This is a genomic window from Pseudomonas sp. CCC4.1, from assembly GCF_035019225.1.
Classification (GTDB): domain Bacteria; phylum Pseudomonadota; class Gammaproteobacteria; order Pseudomonadales; family Pseudomonadaceae; genus Aquipseudomonas; species Aquipseudomonas bubulae.
The window spans coordinates 37,494-59,333 of sequence record NZ_JASJWL010000016.1 but is presented as its reverse complement, the minus strand read 5'-3'; the positions used below and the strand labels follow the sequence as shown (position 1 = coordinate 59,333).

12 protein-coding genes and 1 riboswitch are annotated in these 21,840 nt (G+C 58.3%); of the genes, 7 read left to right on the top strand and 5 right to left on the bottom strand.

All coding sequences use genetic code 11. The features are described 5' to 3' along the window. Positions 1-2: 2 nt before the first annotated feature. Positions 3-818: a CheR family methyltransferase gene (locus tag QN377_RS09220; protein ID WP_095000394.1), complete on the bottom strand. Its 816-nt coding sequence runs from the start codon at positions 816-818 to the stop codon at positions 3-5. Next, complete coding sequence (locus QN377_RS09215; RefSeq protein ID WP_322212974.1) at positions 819-4,295, bottom strand: response regulator; 3,477 nt, start codon at positions 4,293-4,295, stop codon at positions 819-821. A 164-nt stretch (positions 4,296-4,459) separates the two neighbouring features. Here QN377_RS09215 and QN377_RS09210 point away from each other — a divergent pair, with 164 nt between their 5' ends. The 5 genes from QN377_RS09210 (at position 4,460) to cobM (ending at position 7,414) form a co-directional block, all read left to right on the top strand. Further along, complete coding sequence (locus QN377_RS09210; RefSeq protein WP_095024740.1) at positions 4,460-4,825, top strand: response regulator; 366 nt, start codon at positions 4,460-4,462, stop codon at positions 4,823-4,825. Positions 4,826-4,972: 147 nt separating this feature from the next. Then, positions 4,973-5,184, top strand: a riboswitch (cobalamin riboswitch). A gap of 95 nt (positions 5,185-5,279) precedes the next feature. Continuing rightward, positions 5,280-5,468, top strand: coding sequence for a CbtB domain-containing protein (locus tag QN377_RS09205; protein WP_095000396.1), 189 nt, complete (start codon positions 5,280-5,282; stop codon positions 5,466-5,468). An 11-nt stretch (positions 5,469-5,479) separates the two neighbouring features. Further along, entirely contained in the window at positions 5,480-6,181 is a 702-nt protein-coding gene (locus QN377_RS09200; RefSeq protein ID WP_095000397.1) for a CbtA family protein, read from the top strand. Beyond that, positions 6,178-6,591: a cobalamin biosynthesis protein gene (locus QN377_RS09195; RefSeq protein ID WP_322212977.1), complete on the top strand. Its 414-nt coding sequence runs from the start codon at positions 6,178-6,180 to the stop codon at positions 6,589-6,591. The genes QN377_RS09200 and QN377_RS09195 overlap by 4 nt, the downstream gene beginning before the upstream one ends. A 76-nt stretch (positions 6,592-6,667) precedes the next feature. After that, the gene (cobM, locus tag QN377_RS09190; RefSeq protein ID WP_095000399.1) at positions 6,668-7,414 is read left to right on the top strand and encodes a precorrin-4 C(11)-methyltransferase; all 747 of its coding nucleotides are present in this window, start codon (positions 6,668-6,670) and stop codon (positions 7,412-7,414) included. A gap of 86 nt (positions 7,415-7,500) precedes the next feature. On the opposite strand, the gene nfuA is transcribed toward cobM, so the two are convergent. After that, the gene (gene nfuA / locus QN377_RS09185; RefSeq protein WP_016781101.1) at positions 7,501-8,085 is read right to left on the bottom strand and encodes a Fe-S biogenesis protein NfuA; all 585 of its coding nucleotides are present in this window, start codon (positions 8,083-8,085) and stop codon (positions 7,501-7,503) included. A 112-nt stretch (positions 8,086-8,197) separates the two neighbouring features. Then, the gene (locus QN377_RS09180; protein WP_095018028.1) at positions 8,198-10,495 is read right to left on the bottom strand and encodes a fatty acid cis/trans isomerase; all 2,298 of its coding nucleotides are present in this window, start codon (positions 10,493-10,495) and stop codon (positions 8,198-8,200) included. 154 nt (positions 10,496-10,649) lie between these two features. Between QN377_RS09180 and metH the strand changes: the two genes are divergently transcribed. Further along, complete coding sequence (gene metH, locus QN377_RS09175) at positions 10,650-14,360, top strand: methionine synthase (RefSeq protein ID WP_095018029.1); 3,711 nt, start codon at positions 10,650-10,652, stop codon at positions 14,358-14,360. 95 nt (positions 14,361-14,455) lie between these two features. Here the strand turns inward: metH and QN377_RS09170 are convergent, their stop codons facing one another. Beyond that, the gene (locus QN377_RS09170; protein ID WP_095018030.1) at positions 14,456-20,977 is read right to left on the bottom strand and encodes an NEL-type E3 ubiquitin ligase domain-containing protein; all 6,522 of its coding nucleotides are present in this window, start codon (positions 20,975-20,977) and stop codon (positions 14,456-14,458) included. A gap of 145 nt (positions 20,978-21,122) precedes the next feature. On the opposite strand from QN377_RS09170, the gene QN377_RS09165 reads away from it, so the two are divergent. Next, positions 21,123-21,341 (top strand): DUF2970 domain-containing protein, encoded by a 219-nt coding sequence (locus QN377_RS09165; RefSeq protein WP_095000403.1) that lies wholly within the window; start codon positions 21,123-21,125, stop codon positions 21,339-21,341. Positions 21,342-21,840 lie beyond the last annotated feature (499 nt).

Below are 21,840 nucleotides of genomic sequence, written 5' to 3'. Positions count from 1 at the left end.
TGTCATAGCTTGCGGTAGATCCGTTCTTGCTTGAGCACCGGGGTGAACTGTTTGCTGTAGTTCGAAAAATCCAGGGTTTCCTTGCTGCCCAGCATCAGAAAGCCACGGTGGCAGAGCGATTCATGAAACAGGCCAAAGGCTCTGTTTTGTAAATCTTTATTGAAGTAAATCAATACGTTACGGCATGAAATTAAATTGGTTTCTGAAAACACGCTGTCCGTTGCCAGACTGTGGTCGGCAAAGGTCACGTTCTCACGCAACGTCTTGTCAAAAATCGCGTAGTCGTAGGCGGCGGTGTAGTAATCGGCAAACGAACGCTGACCACCGGCCTTCTGGTAGTTGTGGGTATAGGCGCGAATGTTCTCCAGGGAAAAAATCCCCTGCTTGGCTTTTTCCAGAGACCGCGGGTTGATATCAGTGGCGTAAATGATAGTGCGATCCAGCAAGCCTTCTTCACGCAACAGGATGGCCATGGAGTAAACCTCCTCACCGGTGCTGCACCCCGCAATCCAGATTTTCAGCGACGGGTAGGTCTTGAGGATGGGCACCACCTCCTGGCGAATGGCCAGGAAGTGTTCCGGATCGCGAAACATCTCGCTCACTGGAATGGTCAGGAACTGCAATAACTGCATAAAGGCCGTAGGGTCATGCAGGATGCGCTCCTGCAAGGCCGAAATGGTCTGGCAATCGAACTGACGCAATGCATGATTGACCCGGCGCTTGATCGAAGCGCCGGAGTAATCGCGAAAGTCGTAACTGTATTTGAGATAGATCGCTTCAATCAGCAACCGTAACTCGATATCGGTGTTTCGTTGCACTTAGAGTCGTTCCATTTTCGGTAGCCAGACCCGGATCAACGAAAACAGTCGATCCAGATCGATAGGTTTGGCCAGGTAATCATTGGCGCCTGCCTGCAGGCAACGCTCCTGATCGTCCTTCATCGCCTTGGCCGTCACCGCAATGATTGGCAGCTTGCGCCAGCGCGGGTTCTTGCGAATTTCGACGGTGGCCTCGTAGCCATCCATTTCCGGCATCATCACGTCCATCAACACCAGGTCGATGTCTTCAACTTCATCCAGGCGTTCGATGGCTTCGCGGCCATTACGGCCGATCACCACAATGGCGCCTTTTTGTTCCAGTGCGCTGGTCAGGGCAAAGATATTGCGGACATCGTCATCCACCAACAGAATCTTGCGCCCTTCGAACACCTTGTCGCGGCTGCGGGCGGTCTTGAGCATCGTTTGCCGCTCATGGGACAACTGAGATTCAACTTTGTGCAGAAATAATGTCACTTCATCGAGCAAGCGCTCCGGTGAGCGGGCGCCCTTGATGATGATCGAGCGCGAATACTTGCGCAGTTCAGCCTCTTCATCGCGGGTCAGGTTACGCCCCGTATAAACAATAACCGGCGGGAACGAGCAGATTTCCTCGGTGGACATGCGCTTGAGCAAGTCGTTGCCGAGCATGTCCGGCAGTTTGAGGTCGATGATCATGCAGTCGTAGATCGTGTCGCGCAGCAGGTCCAGTGCCTCCTGGGCAAAACCTACGGCGGTGATTTCAATGTCATCGTCGCCGATCAGGCGGGCAATGCTGTCACGCTGCAGATCGTCGTCCTCTACCAGCAGCACGCGCTTGACCTTCTGGGTCAGCTTGGCTTCCAGGCGGGCGAAGACGTTTTTCAGCTCTTCACGGGTGGTCGGCTTGACCGCGTAGCCCACCGCGCCCATATGCATCGCGGCCTCGACCCGATCCTCGACGGAAATCACATGCACCGGTATATGCCGGGTCGGCGCAAGGGCCTTGAGGCGCTGCAACACGGTGAGCCCCGAGTGGTCCGGCAGGCGCATGTCCAGCAGGATGGCATCGGGAATAAACTGTGCGGCCAGGCTGAAACCTTCGTCGGCACCGTGGGCAACCAGGCAACGATAGCCGAGTTCATGTGCAAGATCGAAGAGGATATGCGCAAAGTTTGGTTCATCTTCAATTACCAGGATGCAACGCGTGGCGAACGGCGCCTGCTCGCGATCATCCATAAAGCGCGCAATCTCTACCGGTGGCATAACGACGGGTAACGGCTGAGACCTGAGGGCCGCGGGTGCTGGCCGTGGCGCGGCAGTGGCGGACAGTTGCGCCAACTCCTCGGCCGACTCCACATATTGCTCCGGCAGCACCAGGGTAAAGGTGCTGCCCTGCCCCGGCTCGCTGCTGACCGTGATCGAACCACCGAGCAAGGTCGCCAGGTCGCGGGAGATCGACAGGCCCAGGCCAGTTCCGCCGTAGCGGCGGTTGCTGGTGCCATCAGCCTGGCGGAAGGCTTCGAAAATGCTTTCCTGCTGATCCGCGGCGATGCCTATGCCCGAATCGGTCACAGCAAAGGCCACTCCTTCTCCCGGCTCACGGGACACGACCAGGCTGACCTGGCCTTTCTCGGTGAATTTGACCGCATTGGACAGCAGGTTTTTCAGGATTTGCTCCAGACGCTGACTGTCGGTGTAGATCATCGGCGGCGTGCCGGGTTGAACTTGCACGTCAAAGCCCAGGGATTTTTCACCTGCCAGTGGCTGAAACATCCCGCGCAAGCCTTCAACCACACGCCCGACGCTGGTGTTCTCGGGGCGCACTTCAAGCTTGCCGGCTTCGACCTTGGAAATATCCAGAATGTCGTTGATCAGGTTGAGCAGGTCATTGCCCGCCGAGTAAATCGACTCGGCAAACTTCACCTGCTCTGCGCTAAGGTTTTGCTGCGGGTTCTCGGACAGCAGCTTGGCCAGAATCAGCGAGCTGTTCAACGGCGTGCGCAGCTCGTGGGACATGTTGGCGAGGAACTCCGACTTGTACTTGCTGGAGCGCTGCAACTCATCCGCGCGGTCTTCAAGCTGGATCTGGACCCGATTCAGCTCGGTGTTCTTGCGATCCATCGCGTCACGCTGGCCAGCCAGCTCTTCGTTGGTCTGCTCAAGTTCGGCCTGCTGGGTTTCGAGGCTGGTTTGCGACTCTTTGAGGATGCGCGACTGCTCTTCGAGCTCTTCGTTGGCGGTTTTCAATTCTTCCTGCTGGACTTGCAGCTCCTCGTTGAGCTGCTGGGTTTCGGCCAGCACTTCCTGCAGGCGCTGACGATAGCGGGCAGCTTCGATCGAGGTGCCGATATTGTCGGCAATCAGTTCGAACAGCTCGATATCGCGCGCGCTCAGCGGGCGCAGAAACCCCAGCTCAATCACCCCGTTGACCCGGTCATCATCACTGGTCGGTACCACCAGCACACTGTGCGGGCTGCCCTGGCCCAGCCCGGAGGTTACTTTGAGGCTGTAGTCGGCAGGCACATTGTCCAGACGAATCAGCTTGTCCTGCTGCGCGGCCTGCCCGACGATGCCTTCGTCGTTGTGAATCAGTTGGTCCTGTACCTCTTGCTCACGGGAAAAACCGTAGCTGGCCACACGCTTCAGGCCGCCATGATCTTCACGCACGTAAACCGCCGCCACCACCGACCCCAAATACTGGGCGCAGAATTGCAAGATATTGCGCCCCAGCATATTCAGGGTCAGACGCCCCAGCACCTGTTCGGCCAGTTCAGTCTGACCGTTGCGTAACCACGCCTGCTGCTCCAGGCGCTGCGCAGTCTTGATCTGCGACTCGAAGACATTGTTGTAACTATTTGAAAGCTCTATTAAATCTCGACGCCCTACATAGGCCAGAAAGCCGCTCAAGCCCAGTACAAAACACAGGTACAGGGCGATACAGATAATCGTGGTACGGCTGACGTCTTCACTGCGCGCCATGCGCAGCTGCTGCTCCATTTGAATAAAATCGTCATATTCCTTACGGATTTCATCACTCAGGCGCTTGCCGCGTCCGGCCTGCACTGCCGAACGGTAGTCACCGTCCTGGCGGCGCAGGTCGACCATCGACTGTGCGTAGACATTCCACTCATCCTGCAACGCTTCAAGACGCTTGAGGCGGTCAATCTGCTGGGGGTTATCGCTGACCAGCTCCTGCAAACCTTTTAATTGCACATTGATTTGCGGCTTGGCGACGGCATAGGGGTCGAGGAAATGCTCATCACCGGTGATGAGAAAACCGCGCATGCCGGTTTCGAGGTCGACGGTCAGGCGCACCGCGTCATTGGCATTGCTGATGACCCGATCACTGTGCTCGACCCACCTGATCACCGACAGCAAATAGCTGACCATAACCACAAACAATGCAGCACTGAGCACACCGACGGCCAAAGGCAAACCGACGTTGCGACTCAGGAGCTTGCGAAAGCTTCGCTCGTCGATTGATGCAGGTGCGTTCATTTTCAGGCCCGTGACAGTCATAAAAAACTGGAGTTTGCCGGATTATCGAGCAATAGTTCTAATTTCTTACCTTTAAATACGTTTTTACACACATAGGGAGGCAGGTGAAGGCTATGCTTACTCGCTGTGGCAACTGCGCTTAAATTTTTATCGAGATCATGATTATGTCCGCAACACCCTCCACCATCCTTGTGGTCGAAGACGACGCCATTGTTCGCATGCTGATCGTTGATGTACTGCAAGAACTGGAGTTCAGCGTGCTTGAAGCCGATGGCAGCGAGCGCGCTCTGGAACTGCTTGAGGACACAGCCCGTAACATTGACCTGCTGATGACCGACGTTGGCCTGCCGGGAATGGACGGCCGCACATTGGCTGCCAAGGCCCGCGAACTGCGCCAGACATTGCCAGTGCTGTTTGCCAGCGGCTACGCCGAGACCCTGGAGATTGCAGAAGGCATGGCGGTGATCGGCAAGCCTTTCTCCATTGACCAACTGCGCGCAAAAGTCAAAAGCATGCTGATCAATGCATGAGAAGTCTGTGGGAGCGGGCTTGCTCGCGATCGCGTCACTGCGGTGCCCCTGAAAGACCGCGTTACCCGCATCGCAGGCAAGCCACACACATGAAAATCAAAAGCCAGGCATACCTCTGCAATTGACGGCCCCACAGGGCTGTGGTTTCCTACACATCTTGTATCAGGTGCCCTTCACAGGGTGAAACGGGAAACCGGTGCGTCAGGCTTTTGCCCTGACAAGTCCGGCGCTGCCCCCGCAACGGTAAGCGAGAGAAACATCACGTCCACTGTGCCACTGGCATGGGAAGGAGATGTTTGCAGGTTCAGCCCATGAGCCCCTCGCAAGCCCGGAGACCGGCCTGATTATTTCGAATAACAAACCCGCGGTGGGCGGGCGCTGTTAAACCCTGCGAGCTTCGTTCGCGGGGTTTTCTTGCGCTTTGCTGCCCGTCGTCCGACCCGAGGCAAGCGCCATGTCCATCAGCACCAGCCGTACCCACTCCGCTGCGAGTAGCACCACCCAAAGCCAACGTATCGTGGCCGCTGTCGGCGCTGCCGTACTGGGCGCTTTCCTCGTTTACTTCGCCGGTTTTTCGCATATCGATGCCGTGCACAACGCAGCTCATGACACCCGTCACAGCTCCGCCTTTCCGTGCCATTGAGACTGCCTGCCATGATCACGCGTATCGCTCGAACGGCAGGCTTTACCGGCCTGCTTTCCGCCCTGCTGCTGACCCTGCTGCAAAGCTTTTGGGTTGCCCCGCTGATTCTGCAGGCCGAAACCTACGAAAAGCCCGCAGCTAGCGAAGTGCACGAACATGCCGACATGGCCATGCCTGCACATGAGCATGACGCCGAGGCCTGGGAGCCGGAAGATGGCTGGCAACGTGTACTGTCGACAACCGGTGGCAACCTCGTGGTCGCCGTCGGTTTTGCCCTGATGCTGGCGGGCCTGTACACCCTGCGCGCACCCGCCCGCACATCCCAGGGCCTGCTCTGGGGCCTGGCCGGCTATGCCGTGTTCTGCCTGGCACCGACCATGGGCTTGCCGCCTGAACTGCCGGGCACTGCCGCGGCGGATCTGTTGCAACGCCAGCTCTGGTGGGTCAGCACTGCAGCCTCGACGGCCGTGGCCATTGCCTTGCTGGTATTTGGCAAGCATTGGGCACTCAAAGTGCTGGGTGTGGCGATTGTGCTGGTGCCGCATCTCTTTGGCGCGCCGCAGCCGCTGGTGCATTCAAGCCTGGCACCTGAGGCACTGGAGTCGCAGTTCAAAATTGCCGCGCAACTGACCAACCTGGCCTTCTGGCTGGCCCTGGGCGTGATCAGCGCCTGGCTGTTCCGCCGCAAGCCTGAAGGTCAGTACTCGGCATGACAGCGACCGGCGCAGCGCCAAGCCTGGTGATTGGCCTGGGTTGTCGCCAGGGTTGCAGCGCACAAGCGCTATTGGCGTTGATCGAAGACAGCCTGAGCCAGGCCGGCATTGCACTGAGTGCGATCCGTGCCCTGGCCAGTATTGACCTCAAGCGCCACGAGCCCGGGCTGCTGCAACTGGCAACAGAGCTAAACCTCGAACTGGAACTGTTCAGCGCCGCGCAAATGGCCGAGTTTTCACCCCGGCTCAGCCATCACTCGGCTACCGCGTTCGCTCAAACCGGTTGTTTTGGCATTGCCGAAAGTGCTGCCCTGGCCCTGGCCACACAGCTGGCCGGGGCACCGGCGACTTTGTTGATCACACGTAAAAAAACCTCCATGGCCACCTTTGCGTTAGCCTGCGCCCGGTAAAACCCGCGATAATCCCCCGCCTCACTATGAGCGTTGTTCACGAACAGCTCTATCTCGACCTTTTCAAGAGACTGCCATGACCGTTTATTTCATCGGCGCCGGGCCCGGCGATCCAGAGCTGATTACTGTCAAGGGCCAGCGCCTGATTCGCAGCTGCCCGCTGATCATTTATGCTGGTTCACTGGTGCCGCAAGCGGTCCTGACAGGCCACCAGGCCGAGCAAGTGATCAACAGCGCCGAGCTACACCTCGAACAGATCATCGAGCTGATCAAGGTGGCCGACGCCAAAGGCCAGGATGTGGCCCGCGTACACTCCGGCGACCCGAGCCTGTATGGCGCGATTGGTGAACAGATACGCTGCCTGCGCGAGCTGGGCATCGCTTTTGAAATCATTCCGGGAGTGACAGCCACGGCGGCCTGCGCAGCCATTTTGGGGGCGGAACTGACCCTGCCTGATATTTCCCAGACCGTGATCCTGACCCGCTATGCGGAGAAAACCGTGATGCCCGCCGGCGAAGAACTGGCCAGCCTGGCACAGCACAAGGCAACCATGGCGATTCATCTGGGGGTCAAGAATCTGGACAAAATCGTTGCCGAGCTGATCCCGCACTACGGTAGCGACTGCCCTATTGCCGTGATTCACCGTGCCAGTTGGCCAGATCAGGACTGGGTGCAAGGTACGCTGGCGGATATTGCGGCCAAGGTTCAGGCCAAGGGCTTCCGGCGTACCGCGCTGATTCTGGTGGGCCGGGTGCTGGCCAATGACAGTTTCGCCGAGTCGTCGCTGTACCGGGCGGGGCATGCACACTTGTATCGACCTTGAGTGCGGCCTGAGGGCTTTTAAACAACCATAAAAAAACGGTGCTCACGGGGCACCGTTTTTTCTTCAGCTTCGCAGCGAACGCCCTGTTAGTAGTAGGCGTTTTCTTTCTGCGAGTGGTCGGTCACGTCACGTACGCCTTTGAGCTCCGGCACACGCTCCAGCAAGGTGCGCTCGATGCCTTCACGCAAGGTCACGTCCGCCTGGCCGCAGCCCTGGCAACCGCCACCGAACTTGAGCACCGCGATACCATCTTCAACCACTTCAATCAGGCTGACCTGACCACCGTGACTGGCCAAACCGGGATTGATCTCGGTTTGCAGGTAGTAGTTGATGCGCTCGTTGATCGGGCTGTCGGCGTTGACCATCGGCACTTTGGCGTTTGGCGCCTTGATGGTCAGCTGACCACCCATACGGTCCGTTGCGTAGTCCACCACGGCATCGTCCAGGAACGGCTCACTGAAAGAATCGATCCAGGCCGTGAAGCTTTTCAGGCCAATGGCGGTGTCTTCAGGTTTGACTTCAGCCGGCTTGCAGTAGGCAATGCAGGTTTCAGCGTACTGAGTACCGGGTTGGGTGATAAAAACGCGGATACCGATACCCGGGGTGTTCTGCTTGGACAGCAGATCAGCCAGGTAATCGTGGGCAGCGTCGGTAATCGTTATGGCGCTCATGGAATCTCCTCGCAGACATGGGACGCAGTTTACGCCAATCGGCGCGCCTGACAAAGTCCTAGTATTTTTGTCAGGAAAGCTGCGTCCCATTCGTTCAATTTCAACCGCCCCTTTACAGGTTTTCGTAGCGGTTCATGTCCAGTACGCCCGCTTCAACCGGGTCGGTTTCGTTGATGTACTGGCCTATATCATGGAAGTACTGCCAAAACTGCGGGTGGCTGCGGCGGATGCCCCAACGCTCGACGATGGTGTCGAACGTTGCCTGATCCTTGCATTGCTCCATGGCCTCGACAAAGGCTTCGACCTGATCCGCAGGGATGTTGAACATGAAATTGGGGTAGCTGCTCAGCACTCCCGGGTAGATGGTCAAGGTGTCCAGCCCCGGCTCCAGGCGGTATTCCTCGCCCAGCATAAAGGCCACGTTGGTGTGAGCACGGTTGCGCAACATGCTGTACATCTCGCGCTTGCCGTCTGCACCTTCGATACGCAGCATGGTGGCTTCAGGCAATTGATTGATCACGTCCAGCCCGGCAGCAGGCCGCGAGGTCAAACGGCTGAGCGCTTGCTCGGTGTATTTGAATTCCTGCGCAATATTGGGCCGAGAGCAGTATGCACCCGAGCAGCGGTTGATCGGGTCGGGGCGCGCATTCAGGGTGCCGGTGCGCTCAATCAGCTTGAGGGCGAAGTCACGCTTGGGGTCGGCCGGGTCGAGCTTCATGCCGGTCGGGGTGTCTGTGTCAATTTTCTGGTAGTCCATCCACATCTTCAGCTTGCCGCTGTTCTGATACCAGTCGCTGAGGATCGACGCTCTGGAATCGGCGGGCATCAGGCGCAGGAAGTTGACTTCGGCACCGTTGCGGATCAAGTCAAAGTACAGACGGGTCTGAGCCTGGTGCGAGACATTGCCGAATACGTCGAAGTTGACTGCCAACTGGTAGTAGGTGCGCTCCAGCAACGGGTAGTCGAACAGCCACATGGTTTGCGGGATCTCGCCGATCAGGCCCTTGCTGACACTGGCGCTGTCAAAGTGGCGGAATACCGTCAGCAAAGCATTGTCGTTGCCCGCCCACAGGGTCGACCAGCTTGGAGGCGGCATATCGGCATAGGCCTTTTGCCGCAGCTTTTCATAGTCGTTACGCTTGTCGCGGTAGTTGTGCCACAGCGAAATAACGCTGCCAACGTCGTCGATCTGCCCGGGCATTGCCAGCAAGGGCGTTGCCAGGCCGCGATACACCGCGTCGGTGACATAACGGTCGCGGGCAGGCTCCTGAAACACGGTCCAGAAGTTGTCGCGGATTACATCGGTGGCAATTTGACCACGGCATACCGGCCCGCGGATAAAGGTGCGCACAAAGTATTCAGCGTTATCGAGCATAAATTGATAGCGCGCGACTGCCGGGATAGCCTCAAAGGTTTCAAACGGATTGGCACGCCCGCGTGGCCCGTAACCCGGCAGTTTGGTGGCATGCCAGTCGCCGCTGTAGAACAGCTGCTTGACCCGCGCCAGCTTATGCGCCCCCATCGGGTAGGTGATATGGGTCTTGTGCACGATCACGCCCTGCACCGGCTGCAAGCGATAGTAAAACGCCGTGCCCGGGTCATCGTTGGGACGACGCGTGGCGATCAGATCAACAGGTTGCCCGCTGGGCGTGCGCGAGCGCACCCATTGGAAATAATGCCCCGGCACACCGTTGTCAAAATAGGTATGGGCAAGAAACAGATGCTCGTACAACCAGCGCGCCACCAGTGCTTCGGTGGAACCCGGACGGTTGAACAGCTCTTCCCACTCGGCAATTTGCGCAGCCTCGATCGGTGTGGGCTTGATGGCCTGCTGATCAACTTTAGCGCCCTGCGCCAGCCAGGTCTGCACGGTGCTGTATTGCTGGTCGGTCAGGCCGGTAACGGCCAGCGGCATACCCTCCCTGGGATGGCTCTGGGCATAGGCATTGAACTCACCGGGTGCGGGGCAGACGTTTTCGCGGTTCAGGCCCAGAACGATGTCTTCGGGCAATTTGGCATTCGGGGTCAACGGTGTGCTATGCCCCAGCTCCAGCATGCGGGCCATCAGGGCTGCTTGAGCGCCCTGGGCGTCGAGCACCGAGTAAAAACCTTTGTTGCGCCATTCATTTGGGCCGCTGGCATCGTAGAAAATCCGCGTCGGCGCAACAGCATCCACCCGGTCGCCCTTGTAGACCGGTACCTTGCTGGCACCGCGGGTCGCGCCCTCTGCACTGCCCAGGTTGAGCTGGCAGGCTGCGTCATTGCAGGCGTGGCAGGCTACGCATTTTTCGGTAAGGATCGGCTGGATGTCCCTGGTGTAGGAAATAGCCGGGCTGACCAACGGGGTCTGTGCCAACGCTGTACTGCACACCACCAGCGTCACGGCGCTGGTGAGTAGGCGAAAAAACATGTGCCATTGTCCTGATATCAAAAATATGTCGCGATTCTACCCGTCGAACAAAGGCCGCAACATGAATCAAATTCATGTAAATCAGCAGACGCTCAAATCCCACGCAGGTTTGTTATGATTTCGCATCTTTTGCATGGCTCTAACAGGTAGTCCTATGTCTGACCGCAGCGCTCGTCTCCAAGCACTTCAGCAAGCCCTCAAAGAGCGCATTCTGATTCTCGATGGCGGCATGGGCACTATGATCCAAAGCTACCGTCTAGAGGAACACGACTATCGTGGCACACGCTTCGCCGACTGGCCGAGCGACGTCAAGGGTAACAACGACCTTCTGGTGCTCACCCGCCCCGACGTGATCGGCTCGATTGAAAAGGCCTATCTGGATGCCGGTGCCGATATTCTCGAAACCAACACCTTCAATGCCACCCAGGTTTCCCAGGCCGACTACGGCATGCAGGCACTGGCCTACGAGCTAAACGTAGAAGGCGCCCGCCTGGCGCGCAAGGTGGCTGATGCCAAAACGCTGGAAACCCCGGACAAACCACGCTTTGTTGCCGGTGTACTGGGCCCGACCAGCCGCACCTGCTCGCTGTCCCCGGACGTAAACAACCCCGGCTACCGCAACGTGACCTTCGATGAGCTGGTGGAAAACTACACCGAAGCCAGCAAAGGCCTGATCGAAGGCGGCGCCGACCTGATCCTGATCGAGACCATCTTCGACACCCTCAATGCCAAAGCCGCGATTTTCGCCGTACAGGGCGTTTTCGAAGAGTTGGGTGTCGAGTTGCCGATCATGATTTCCGGCACCATTACCGACGCCTCCGGGCGTACCCTGTCGGGCCAGACCACCGAAGCGTTCTGGAACTCGGTGGCCCACGCCAAACCGATTTCCGTGGGTTTGAACTGCGCCCTGGGTGCCAGCGAACTGCGCCCGTACCTCGAAGAGCTGTCGAACAAGGCCAGCACCTACGTCTCGGCGCACCCCAACGCCGGCCTGCCCAACGAATTCGGCGAGTACGACGAACTGCCAGCCGAAACCGCCAAGGTCATTGAAGAGTTCGCCCAGAGCGGTTTCCTCAACATTGTCGGCGGTTGCTGCGGCACCACGCCGGGGCATATCCAGGCCATCGCCAACGCCGTAGCCGGTTATGCTCCGCGCCCGATCCCGGACATTCCAAAAGCCTGCCGTCTCTCCGGGCTTGAACCGTTCACCATCGATCGCAGCTCGTTGTTCGTCAACGTCGGCGAGCGAACCAACATCACCGGTTCTGCCCGCTTCGCCCGCCTGATCCGCGAAGACAACTACACCGAAGCCCTGGAAGTGGCCCTGCAACAGGTTGAAGCCGGTGCGCAGATCATCGACATCAACATGGACGAGGGCATGTTGGACTCGAAGAAGGCCATGGTGACCTTCCTCAACCTGATCGCCGGCGAGCCGGATATCAGCCGCGTACCGATCATGATCGACTCCTCCAAGTGGGAAGTGATCGAAGCGGGCCTCAAGTGCATCCAGGGCAAGGGCATCGTCAACTCGATCAGCATGAAAGAAGGCGTCGAGCAGTTCATTCATCACGCCAAACTGTGCAAACGCTATGGTGCCGCCGTGGTGGTGATGGCTTTCGACGAAGCCGGCCAGGCCGACACCGAGGCGCGCAAAAAAGAAATCTGCAAACGCTCCTACGACATTCTGGTAAACGAAGTGGGCTTCCCGCCGGAAGACATCATTTTCGACCCGAACATCTTTGCCGTGGCCACCGGCATTGAAGAACACAACAACTACGCTGTGGACTTCATCAATGCCTGTGCCTATATCCGCGACGAACTGCCCTATGCCCTGACCTCGGGCGGTGTATCCAACGTGTCGTTCTCGTTCCGTGGCAACAACCCGGTTCGTGAGGCGATCCACTCGGTGTTCCTGCTGTATGCGATCCGCAACGGCCTGACCATGGGTATCGTCAACGCCGGCCAGCTGGAAATCTATGACCAGATCCCGGCCGAGTTGCGCGATGCCGTGGAAGATGTGGTGCTCAACCGCACCCCGGATGCCACCGACAACCTGCTGGCGATTGCCGACAAGTACAAGGGCGATGGCAGCGTCAAGGAAGCCGAAACCGAAGAGTGGCGCAGCTGGGACGTCAACAAGCGTCTGGAGCATGCACTGGTCAAGGGCATTACCACCCATATCGTTGAAGACACCGAAGAGTCGCGCCTGTCGTTCAAACGCCCGATCGAAGTGATCGAAGGCCCGCTGATGTCGGGCATGAACATCGTCGGCGACCTGTTCGGCGCGGGCAAAATGTTCCTGCCCCAGGTGGTCAAGTCTGCCCGCGTGATGAAACAGGCCGTGGCCCACTTGATCCCGTTTATCGAACTGGAAAAAGGCGACAAACCGGAAGCCAAGGGCAAGATCCTGATGGCCACGGTCAAGGGCGACGTGCATGACATCGGCAAGAACATTGTCGGCGTGGTGCTTGGCTGTAACGGCTACGACATCGTTGACCTGGGCGTGATGGTGCCGGCAGAGAAAATCCTGCAGGTCGCCAAAGAGCAGAAGTGCGACATTATCGGCCTTTCCGGCCTGATCACGCCGTCGCTGGATGAAATGGTGCATGTTGCCCGCGAGATGCAGCGTCAGAACTTCCACCTGCCACTGATGATCGGCGGTGCGACTACATCCAAGGCGCACACCGCAGTCAAGATCGAACCCAAGTATCAGAACGATGCCGTGATCTATGTCACCGACGCTTCTCGCGCCGTGGGCGTGGCCACGCAATTGCTGTCCAAGGAACTGAAACCGGCCTTTGTTCAGAAAACCCGCGAAGAGTACGTTGAAGTCCGCGAGCGCACCGCCAATCGTAGTGCCCGCACCGAGCGCCTGAGCTACCCGGCATCGATCGCCAAAAAACCGCAGTTCGACTGGGCCGGCTACCAGCCGGTCAAACCGACCTTCACCGGTGCCAAGGTACTGGACAATATCGACCTCAAGGTACTGGCCGAGTACATCGACTGGACGCCGTTCTTTATTTCCTGGGATCTGGCTGGCAAATTCCCGCGCATCCTCACCGACGAAGTCGTCGGCGAAGCGGCCACGGCGCTGTATGCCGATGCCCAGGAAATGCTCAAAAAACTGATCGACGAGAAGCTGATCAGCGCCCGGGCAGTGTTCGGTTTCTGGCCGGCCAATCAGGTTAACGATGACGACCTGGAACTGTACGGTGACGATGGCCAGCCATTGGCCAAACTGCATCATTTGCGCCAGCAGATCATCAAGACCGACGGCAAGCCGAACTTCTCCCTGGCCGACTTTGTCGCGCCCAAGGACAGCGGGGTGACCGACTACGTGGGCGGTTTTATCACTACCGCAGGCATCGGTGCCGAAGAAGTGGCCAAGGCGTATCAGGACGCGGGGGACGATTACAACTCGATCATGGTCAAGGCCCTGGCCGATCGTCTCGCCGAAGCCTGCGCAGAGTGGCTGCACCAGCAGGTGCGGACCCACTACTGGGGCTACGCCAAGGATGAGCAGTTGGCCAATGAAGAGCTGATCAAGGAGCAATACAGCGGTATCCGCCCTGCTCCCGGCTACCCGGCTTGCCCGGACCACACCGAGAAAGGCACCCTGTTCAAGCTGCTGGATCCGGAGGCCGAAGAGATGCGTGCGGGCAAAAGCGGCGTGTTCCTGACCGAGCACTACGCCATGTTCCCGGCGGCAGCGGTTAGCGGCTGGTACTTCGCACATCCGCAAGCGCAGTACTTTGCGGTGGGCAAGGTCGACAAGGACCAGATCGAAAGCTACACGGCGCGCAAAGGGCAAGATTTGAGCGTGACCGAGCGCTGGCTGGCGCCAAACCTGGGGTATGACAACTAACAGGTAGCAACGCTTCCGACACCCTGCAGTCGCTGCCGGATGCGATCGATGACCAATCGATCGCAATGTCCGGCAACGACGACAGTCACTATGGGTTAATCAGGCTGCGTGGACAGCGTTGCGAGAATCTCTCCCGAGAGACGCTCACGCAAAAGTTGCTCTTCGCTGCGCTTGCGCTCATCCAGAGCGCCAAGCTCCTGTTGATACACCTCCCCGAGATCGGCATGTCGGTCTTCCAGCGCTCTATGCTCCACTTCAAAACGCTCCTCCAGGGCCAGGAATTCCTCTGGATACTGGCGCTTGAGGTAATTGATCCAGTAGCCCTGCAGGATCAACTGTTCCATAAAGGCCGGCGAATTTTCGGCTGCCTTTATTTTCAAATAAGCACTTTCAATCTCTTGCTCAGTGACTTTCGCCGCATGGCTGTATTGCATGCCCCTGGGCTGCGCAGGCAGGTCGAGGCGCTCGCTCAGGCTAATGCGATAGGCCAGTCGAACCTCCGCAGCGTCCGCTCCACGGCGTGATTGATAGGCAAATTGCGCGACCTCCTCCACTTGCCCCAAGCGAAACAGGCGCCGGCCCAGCTCGAGCAACGCAGGCCCCTCCTGGCCAGGCACCACTGAGCGCAGGGCATTGAACTCAAACACCTTCACTTCCAGATCGCTGAACAGCAGGATTCGACCATCGCCACAGGTCACATCGGAATGACCGATGATAAACAGCTCGTCGCGTAACTGGCTATCGGATGCAGCTGCCTGCAGCACATTCCAAACCCGCCGGGTCAGGCCCGGTCTGTCCTGGATATAGTCCTGGGTGAATTGCAGCTGATCCAGCAAATAGAACAGCCCCCTGCTCTCCTTTTGCGCCAGCAGGTCGTCCCAGATCACTGGCCTGGGCGAGCCTTGCGGCTCCCCCACACACCAGCGGGCCTTTTGCTCGGCCAGTTGCTCGGGTGTCAGGTGCTCCAGATGATCGAGGTTTTCGTCGACACCACCGGCCCCGTACTCAGGCTCATCACTGCTGAGCGAACCGTTATCGGAGAAGGCCAGGCCGTCTTCGATCTCCTCAAGGGAGCATCCGAGGTCATTGCCCGAAAAGCTCCTGTAGTCTCTTAAGGTTGCATAGCCCGATGTGGAGAGCAGGTTATGGGACAAATCAGTATGAGCCATCAATGCGTCGTTATCGCCCTCAAACAGCTCAACAGGGATCGTATCGATCTGGTTGTTGCTCAGGTTGAGGGTCCTGAGGGTCGGGGTTGTGAGTACCCGGGTCGGCCAGCGCACCAGCCTGTTCCCCCTCAGGTTCAGGGTTTGCAATTCGCTCATGCCAGTAAGGTCAAATGTGTCGAGCCTGTTGTAGCTCAGATCCAGCCACTCCAGGTGCGCCAGTGATTGCAACTGGCGACTCAAGCCCTCCTCGTCCTGCAAGCGGTTGTGGGCAGCCTCCAGTCGGGTGAGGTTTTCAAGCGAGCCGATACCCTCCGGCAAACGGGTCAGCTCATTATTATTGAGGTGCAAGGTGCGCAAGCCGGGAAATTCGCGGATAAACGCTTGCGCGCCCCCGGCAGTAATGCGTACACCGCTGAGGTTCAGTGTGGTGATATGCGTCTGGGGCACATTCAACGGCGGCATATCCCCCAGGCACAGGTCCGAGAAGTCCAGGGTATGCACAGACTCGGGCTGTGCCGTTGTGACGGCCTCCAGTCCATCGCGCCAGGCCTGCATGATCCTGTCAGCCGCGCGCCTGCGATCGACGGCACTGATCCAGCGTCCGTTTTCCCTGTGGCCCGGAATATTGATCCAGCCATTCAGCCGCTGGACCAGAGCGTCGTACTGGTGATTCCACTCGGCAAGCCGGGCGTCGATTTCCAGCACACCCATGCCACGGGTCTGCAGCTGTTCAAGGTATTGCACTGCATCATGCAGGCTCAGATCGGGATGGACCCTTTGCAGCAGGGTGGTCCGGTTCAATTCCGGGGCACCGGGCTGAAATATCGGGGATGGGGTCAACAAGACTTCATCCGTCTTCAGCACTGGAGCGGCCGCCAACAACAGGTCAGGCCTGTCAGCGACAATGGCAGGGAAAAACTCGGGCGTTCCCCCGGTCCTGCGTGCTGCCAATAACCCGATCGCTATATTGCCTGCTGTGTCGCGTCCCGAACGCTGGGCATAAGCCAGCAAATCGGCACAGCTTTGCGCATCCAGCTGGCAACCATTCAACTGCACCCCCTGCATCAGTGCTTCATGACCCACGAGAGCCGTCGCAGGGACCGTCCTGACTGCGCTGTTGCTCATATCCAGAAACCGCAACAGGGGTAGATCAAAAACCCCGGTTGGCCAGCTGCGAATGGCCGTATGACTGAGATCAAGCGACTCCAGCTTGGTCAGCGCCCCGATATCCAGCGCTGTCACCCGGTTGCCCTGCAGATTCAAGCGCACGAGCCCACGCAGGCCACTCAACTGCATCTGCAACGAGGGGCTTATCACCAACTCGTTGTGCGCCAGGTTAAGGTCAGTGAGCTGGCGCAAATCACCCAGAGCATTTGGCAGCAAATCCAGGCCGTTGCGGCTCAGGTCCAACTCCCGGAGCTGGCCGAACGCCTGAAGAAATCGATCCACTTCCTCGACAGCCACCTCCAGCTCGCTCAAGTTAAGGCGATGGACGTGGGCAAACGCCTGCCCCCCCGGCACAGGTGGCAGGGCACTGATTATTTCGCCTGCCAGATCCAGTTCCTGATTTACAGTACTGACCCGCCAGGAAGGCCCGGCGCCGGCATCCTCCAGCCCCAGTCGGGGTGAAATTCCAGCACGCCAGCAGCGCTGAATCTTGTCAGCCGCTTGCCTGCGCAACAGCGTTTGCGTCGTCTCAGGATCCTGAGACACCCAGGCCTCCAGAGCCTCGGCAAACCTGTAGTGCTCTTCATGCAAGCCATTAACGCGCCGCATCAGCTCAGCCACGGCTTGTTCGTCAAGGGACCACCGCGTAATTACCGTACTGGCAAACAGTCGGTCATGGGGCATGAAACGGGTCAGGCAACCTGTGCAGTAAGCGATTGTCCATTTCTCCAGATCCACCGTTCGCACAGGATGGGTACGCAGGCGCTCGTAGGCTCTCATGGCCGTTGACGGCTCAATGCCTGACCAATCCAGAAGCAAGCCCGCCCATAACTGCTGATGTCCGGTGAACAGCTCATCGGGCAACGTTGTTATCGAGGTTCCAAACAGGTCCAGGGTTTCAAGATCAGTGAGATCCAACAGGCCTGCTGGCCACTGAACAAGTCGTCCTTTGACCTGCAATTGCCGCAGCCGCGGCCAGCCACTGACATCCAGCGTTTCCAGTGCCCCCTGCACAGACAGGCATTCGATCTGCCCAAGGGTTGTCAGCCGGTCCATGAACTCACGGGTCAAGCCCTGCCAGTCGGCTTCCAGTGACAGCTCGCTGACCGTGGGCAACTGCGCCAATGCATCGGCAACGGGCATCATCTGTGATCGCTGAAGGCTTATTTCCAGGCGCTCCACGCTGGGGAAGCGCTTGACAAATCCGGCATCGGGCTCGCTCACCATCAGGTCGGCGCTCAGCCGCAATGTCCGCACATGGGAAAAGTCAGCGTCCAATACAGGAAATTCACTCGCCCAGCTAAGGTCAAATTCAAGATCCAGATAAGCAAAAGGTTCAATACGACTCAGTACACCCTCCCGCCAACAACCTACCAGCCGGTCAGCCGTCAAGCGCCGCATCCGTTGGTTAAAGGGCCCGTTGGCTGCGCTCGACCACTGTTCCAGTGTGGTACGCAATGTGTCCAGCTCACGTTGGCGACTGGCTAGAAAATCGAATATATGCTGGGCAGACTCTCCGTCGTCGATGCGCTTGCGCACATAGGCCTCGGCCTGTTCGTCGCTGATCTGCGGGCAAATATCGCGCACACGGCTAATCAACGACGGACTTACGTCAAAGGCTGCCCCTTTGCCCGACAAGGCATAGCCGATCCGACCATTGATTCTCTGCAAGGCGGGTCTTGCTGCCACAGGATGCAATTTCAGCGTGTGGGCCATTTCCCTGCGATGCGAAGTGGCGTAGCGAGCCACTGCAGCCGGGCTGACGACGTCTTGACTGGCGCTCAGGTGCAACATTGCCTCAATGGCCAGACGCTCACTGTCGACATTCGCCAGCCCCGGCACATACAGGCCGGCCAGCGCCCGGTTCAAACGGCCCTGTTGCGCGTACTCACGCGCCAGCCGATCCAGCCGCCTCGACCCCCGACCTGTCCGGCGCAGGCGTGCCACATCATTCTCACCGGCAAGCTCAAGCACTTCCTGAGCCGCAGACTCAGACAGCATGGGAAATCGTCGACGTACTAATTCGACATTCGCATGAGCCGTCCGGCCTGTGCCGGTCAGACGGGCAAGCAGTGCGTGCTTGCCCGCTCTTGTGCCATCGACCAGCATGCCCAGCTCCCGCTCAACCCGCCATTGTTGCAATGTGTCCCTCAACAAAGCAGGCACGGGCAGGCAGTCCACATGCACCCTGCGCAAGGTTGCGTCGCTGACCCCACTGATATCGCCGATCTGCCCCAGTTCTTCATCACCAAACATCCGGGTCACGTGCCCCAGTCGACGCAGCAAGGTCGGGCGCTCCCATTGCAAGGGCTGTTCATGCTCGAGACGCCAGGCTCCTTCATGGTTATGCATGAGGATTGGCTGATAAGCATTTTCGTCGCTCGGATGCTTTATCCTCCAGGCATTAAGCTGCTGATCGAAGGCCTGCTCGTAGAACTGTCGGCCCACCTGGACCCAGGTTTTTCCGTCTGCCCGATACTGGCCCAGAGCATTGGGCTCAAGCCGGGTATTGAGCGGCAACTGGCATTGATAGGCCTCGATTTCGGGCCGCCACAGACGGGTTTCACCGTTGGGCAAGACGATTTGCCTGAACCTGTCGATCCCGGCGGGGTCAGTCGCCAACCTGCCACTGGCTACGTGGCCTGCAACCCCTGTTGCACCACTCAGCACGATATTCAGCGCAACGGACTCCACATGCGACCAGGCATCCTCGACATCGCCTGCCTGCCACGACTCGATGCCCTGGTAGATGTCCATACTCATCTGTAGAGCCATCACTGCCATCATGACCTCCCCTGCACCGGGGATTAAAAACGCTGCCACGTTCAACACATCAAGACCAAGGCCAAGGTAGTCATCAAGACGCTGCTGCAAGCGCTTGCTGTCGGCATCGGCTGTGGGCACTGCAAGTGCCCGGGCATTGGCTTTGAGCCTGTCCAGATGAAGGGTATTGAGGGCCGTGAACAGCCCTGTTGATGACGTTTCGATGCTTACCAGCTCCAGCTTCAGGTCCACCTCATCAACATAATCTGCTGGCTCGATACCTCTCGGATCAGGCGTGGTCTTGTACAACTGATGATTCAATCGCTGCAAAAAAAGTGCGGCGTTTCCTTGGGGGACCAGACTGGCAAACAGCTGCTGATACGCGGGCAGACGCAAATTCAGACCCAGCTCATACTGAAATGCTTCCAGCGAGGGGTATTCTTTGAGTGCCGAGAACGGTGCCCCCGGGATATAGACCACCACGGGTTCAACCTCAGGTTTTTTCATCAGCGGCACACCGCTCAATCCGGTGCGCTCCCATTCCAGAACCGGCCACCTGGAACGATCCGGGCCGATAATCAACACCTCGTCCAAGACCTGGCCATAGAGCTGGAGCTGGCTGAACACTACAGGTTTTGCATATAACGACACGCGCGGTTGCTCCTCCAGCAACGCACTGATCATGGCAAAACCAGAGTCAGTGATATGCCGTTGCAGCAGTGCCCGATGCAAGCGTACGGCCAGCAGTGCTTTTTGCGCCCGGATCATCAGGGCGCGCACCGCTGGTGGGGCAAAAACCCCCTGCAGATGGGCCTGGTACTGCTGCCCCAAATCCAGGGATCTGCACAGCTGTGAGAACACTTCGGGTGACATGGGTAATGTTTCGCGGTAAGCAAAACCGGGAACCGGCCGAAGACTTTCCCACTCCTGTCGGAATCTGTGTGCCACGACCCCAGAACCATGCACCAGGGTGTCCGACACAATGGCCAGTTGATCAGGGCCCTTGTCTGGCTGGAACCGTTCGACAGGTAAAGCGCCCTGCGGCGCCAACGCGCTAAGTTGTCCTGCGACCCTTTGGGAAAAATCTTCACTGGCGTCAAAGTTGAGCAGCGCAGCCTGTAACAGGCTGTGTTGGCGCACGGGCTGATTGCGACGCAGATAAAACAGCCGGTCTGTGTTGACGTCCATTACCCGGCCTTGGCCAAGGTGACTGTGTAATGCCTCCTGCAAGCGGGGCTCGGCAAACTGGGTGATCCCCTGCAGGCCTTTCAGTGCCTTGGCCAAGGCCTGATTGGCAGCCCGGCTGCGAGCCTGGCTGTCGAGCAGGGCCTGACGCAGCCACCGTGGTGCGCGGCCGAGCCCATCGGCTGCTCCAGTCTCTGAAGCATGCGCCGGAAACAATCCCGGCTTGAGGCGTTTGATATCTGCCACAGCGCTGTGTTTGACCCAGGCGGGTATTCTGGATTTTATGAAGGCTGCGTGGGGCCCCGGCCCCGAGACAATGTACGAACTTTCCATGACCGGCTTCTTCCTGAAACGCGTGTGAATGAGCGCCTCAGTACAACCGACAGTGCCCGGGCATGGGTGGTAGATAGTTAATGGGCCTTGAAGTTGACTACGCTATGGGATGTAGCCGTTCCAACCTCAGACAGCCGAGGCATCTATGAACGATCCTGCCGACAACAAGCCGCCGAGCTTCTGGCAAATGCTGCACAGCGTCATGGCCGCTGCCTTTGGCGTGCAAAGCGGAAAAAACAGGACTCGGGATTTTTCCCACGGAAAAGCCTCCCACTTCCTTATCATGGGGCTGCTATTTACCTTGGTGTTTGCCTTGACCCTGTACGGGATCGTCACGCTGGTGGTTCATCTGGCGGGGGTTTAGGGACGCAAATTGGCAGCGCGTACCTGAGTGCCGGGCACGCAAAGGCCTGGGGGGGCCATGCACAACGTTGGCATTGTTGAGCATGCCAACGGCAGCGAGGGCGGCACCAGGTAATGTCGACAAGCTCTTTAGCGGCTACATCCGCCTGATCAGCCTCGACCTTGCACGCTTGCTACTGGTGGCTGACCCAGTACACGGCAGTAGAAACCACCAGAATGATCAGAAAGAAAATGGCCCATGCATCGACCTTGCTGTCGCTTTTACGCGCTTTGACTGGAGTACTCATCGCATCGCCTTTTTTCGGTTTTATGGGTGATTGCTTGAAGTCCTTAAAACAGTTAAGTCCAGCAATGCCCTTCCCACAAGTAAGGGATTGAGAATCAAACGCTTATAGTCGTTTTGGTTCTTTGCATATGCTTAAACATCACTTTTGCGCATAACTACAAACTGGTATCGTGCCCCGCTCCTTGGGGAGTGCGCGGCCGTGCGCGCAGATAAG

What these genes read in the sequence shown, in the direction of transcription:
- QN377_RS09180 (WP_095018028.1), bottom strand. Translation starts at nt 10,495, where the DNA reads ATGTTTTTTCGCCTACTCACCAGCGCCGTGACGCTGGTGGTGTGCAGT.
- nfuA (WP_016781101.1), bottom strand. Translation starts at nt 8,085, where the DNA reads ATGAGCGCCATAACGATTACCGACGCTGCCCACGATTACCTGGCTGAT.
- metH (WP_095018029.1), top strand. Translation starts at nt 10,650, where the DNA reads ATGTCTGACCGCAGCGCTCGTCTCCAAGCACTTCAGCAAGCCCTCAAA.
- QN377_RS09195 (WP_322212977.1), top strand. Translation starts at nt 6,178, where the DNA reads ATGACAGCGACCGGCGCAGCGCCAAGCCTGGTGATTGGCCTGGGTTGT.
- cobM (WP_095000399.1), top strand. Translation starts at nt 6,668, where the DNA reads ATGACCGTTTATTTCATCGGCGCCGGGCCCGGCGATCCAGAGCTGATT.
- QN377_RS09165 (WP_095000403.1), top strand. Translation starts at nt 21,123, where the DNA reads ATGAACGATCCTGCCGACAACAAGCCGCCGAGCTTCTGGCAAATGCTG.
- QN377_RS09205 (WP_095000396.1), top strand. Translation starts at nt 5,280, where the DNA reads ATGTCCATCAGCACCAGCCGTACCCACTCCGCTGCGAGTAGCACCACC.
- QN377_RS09170 (WP_095018030.1), bottom strand. Translation starts at nt 20,977, where the DNA reads ATGGAAAGTTCGTACATTGTCTCGGGGCCGGGGCCCCACGCAGCCTTC.
- QN377_RS09200 (WP_095000397.1), top strand. Translation starts at nt 5,480, where the DNA reads ATGATCACGCGTATCGCTCGAACGGCAGGCTTTACCGGCCTGCTTTCC.
- QN377_RS09210 (WP_095024740.1), top strand. Translation starts at nt 4,460, where the DNA reads ATGTCCGCAACACCCTCCACCATCCTTGTGGTCGAAGACGACGCCATT.
- QN377_RS09215 (WP_322212974.1), bottom strand. Translation starts at nt 4,295, where the DNA reads ATGAACGCACCTGCATCAATCGACGAGCGAAGCTTTCGCAAGCTCCTG.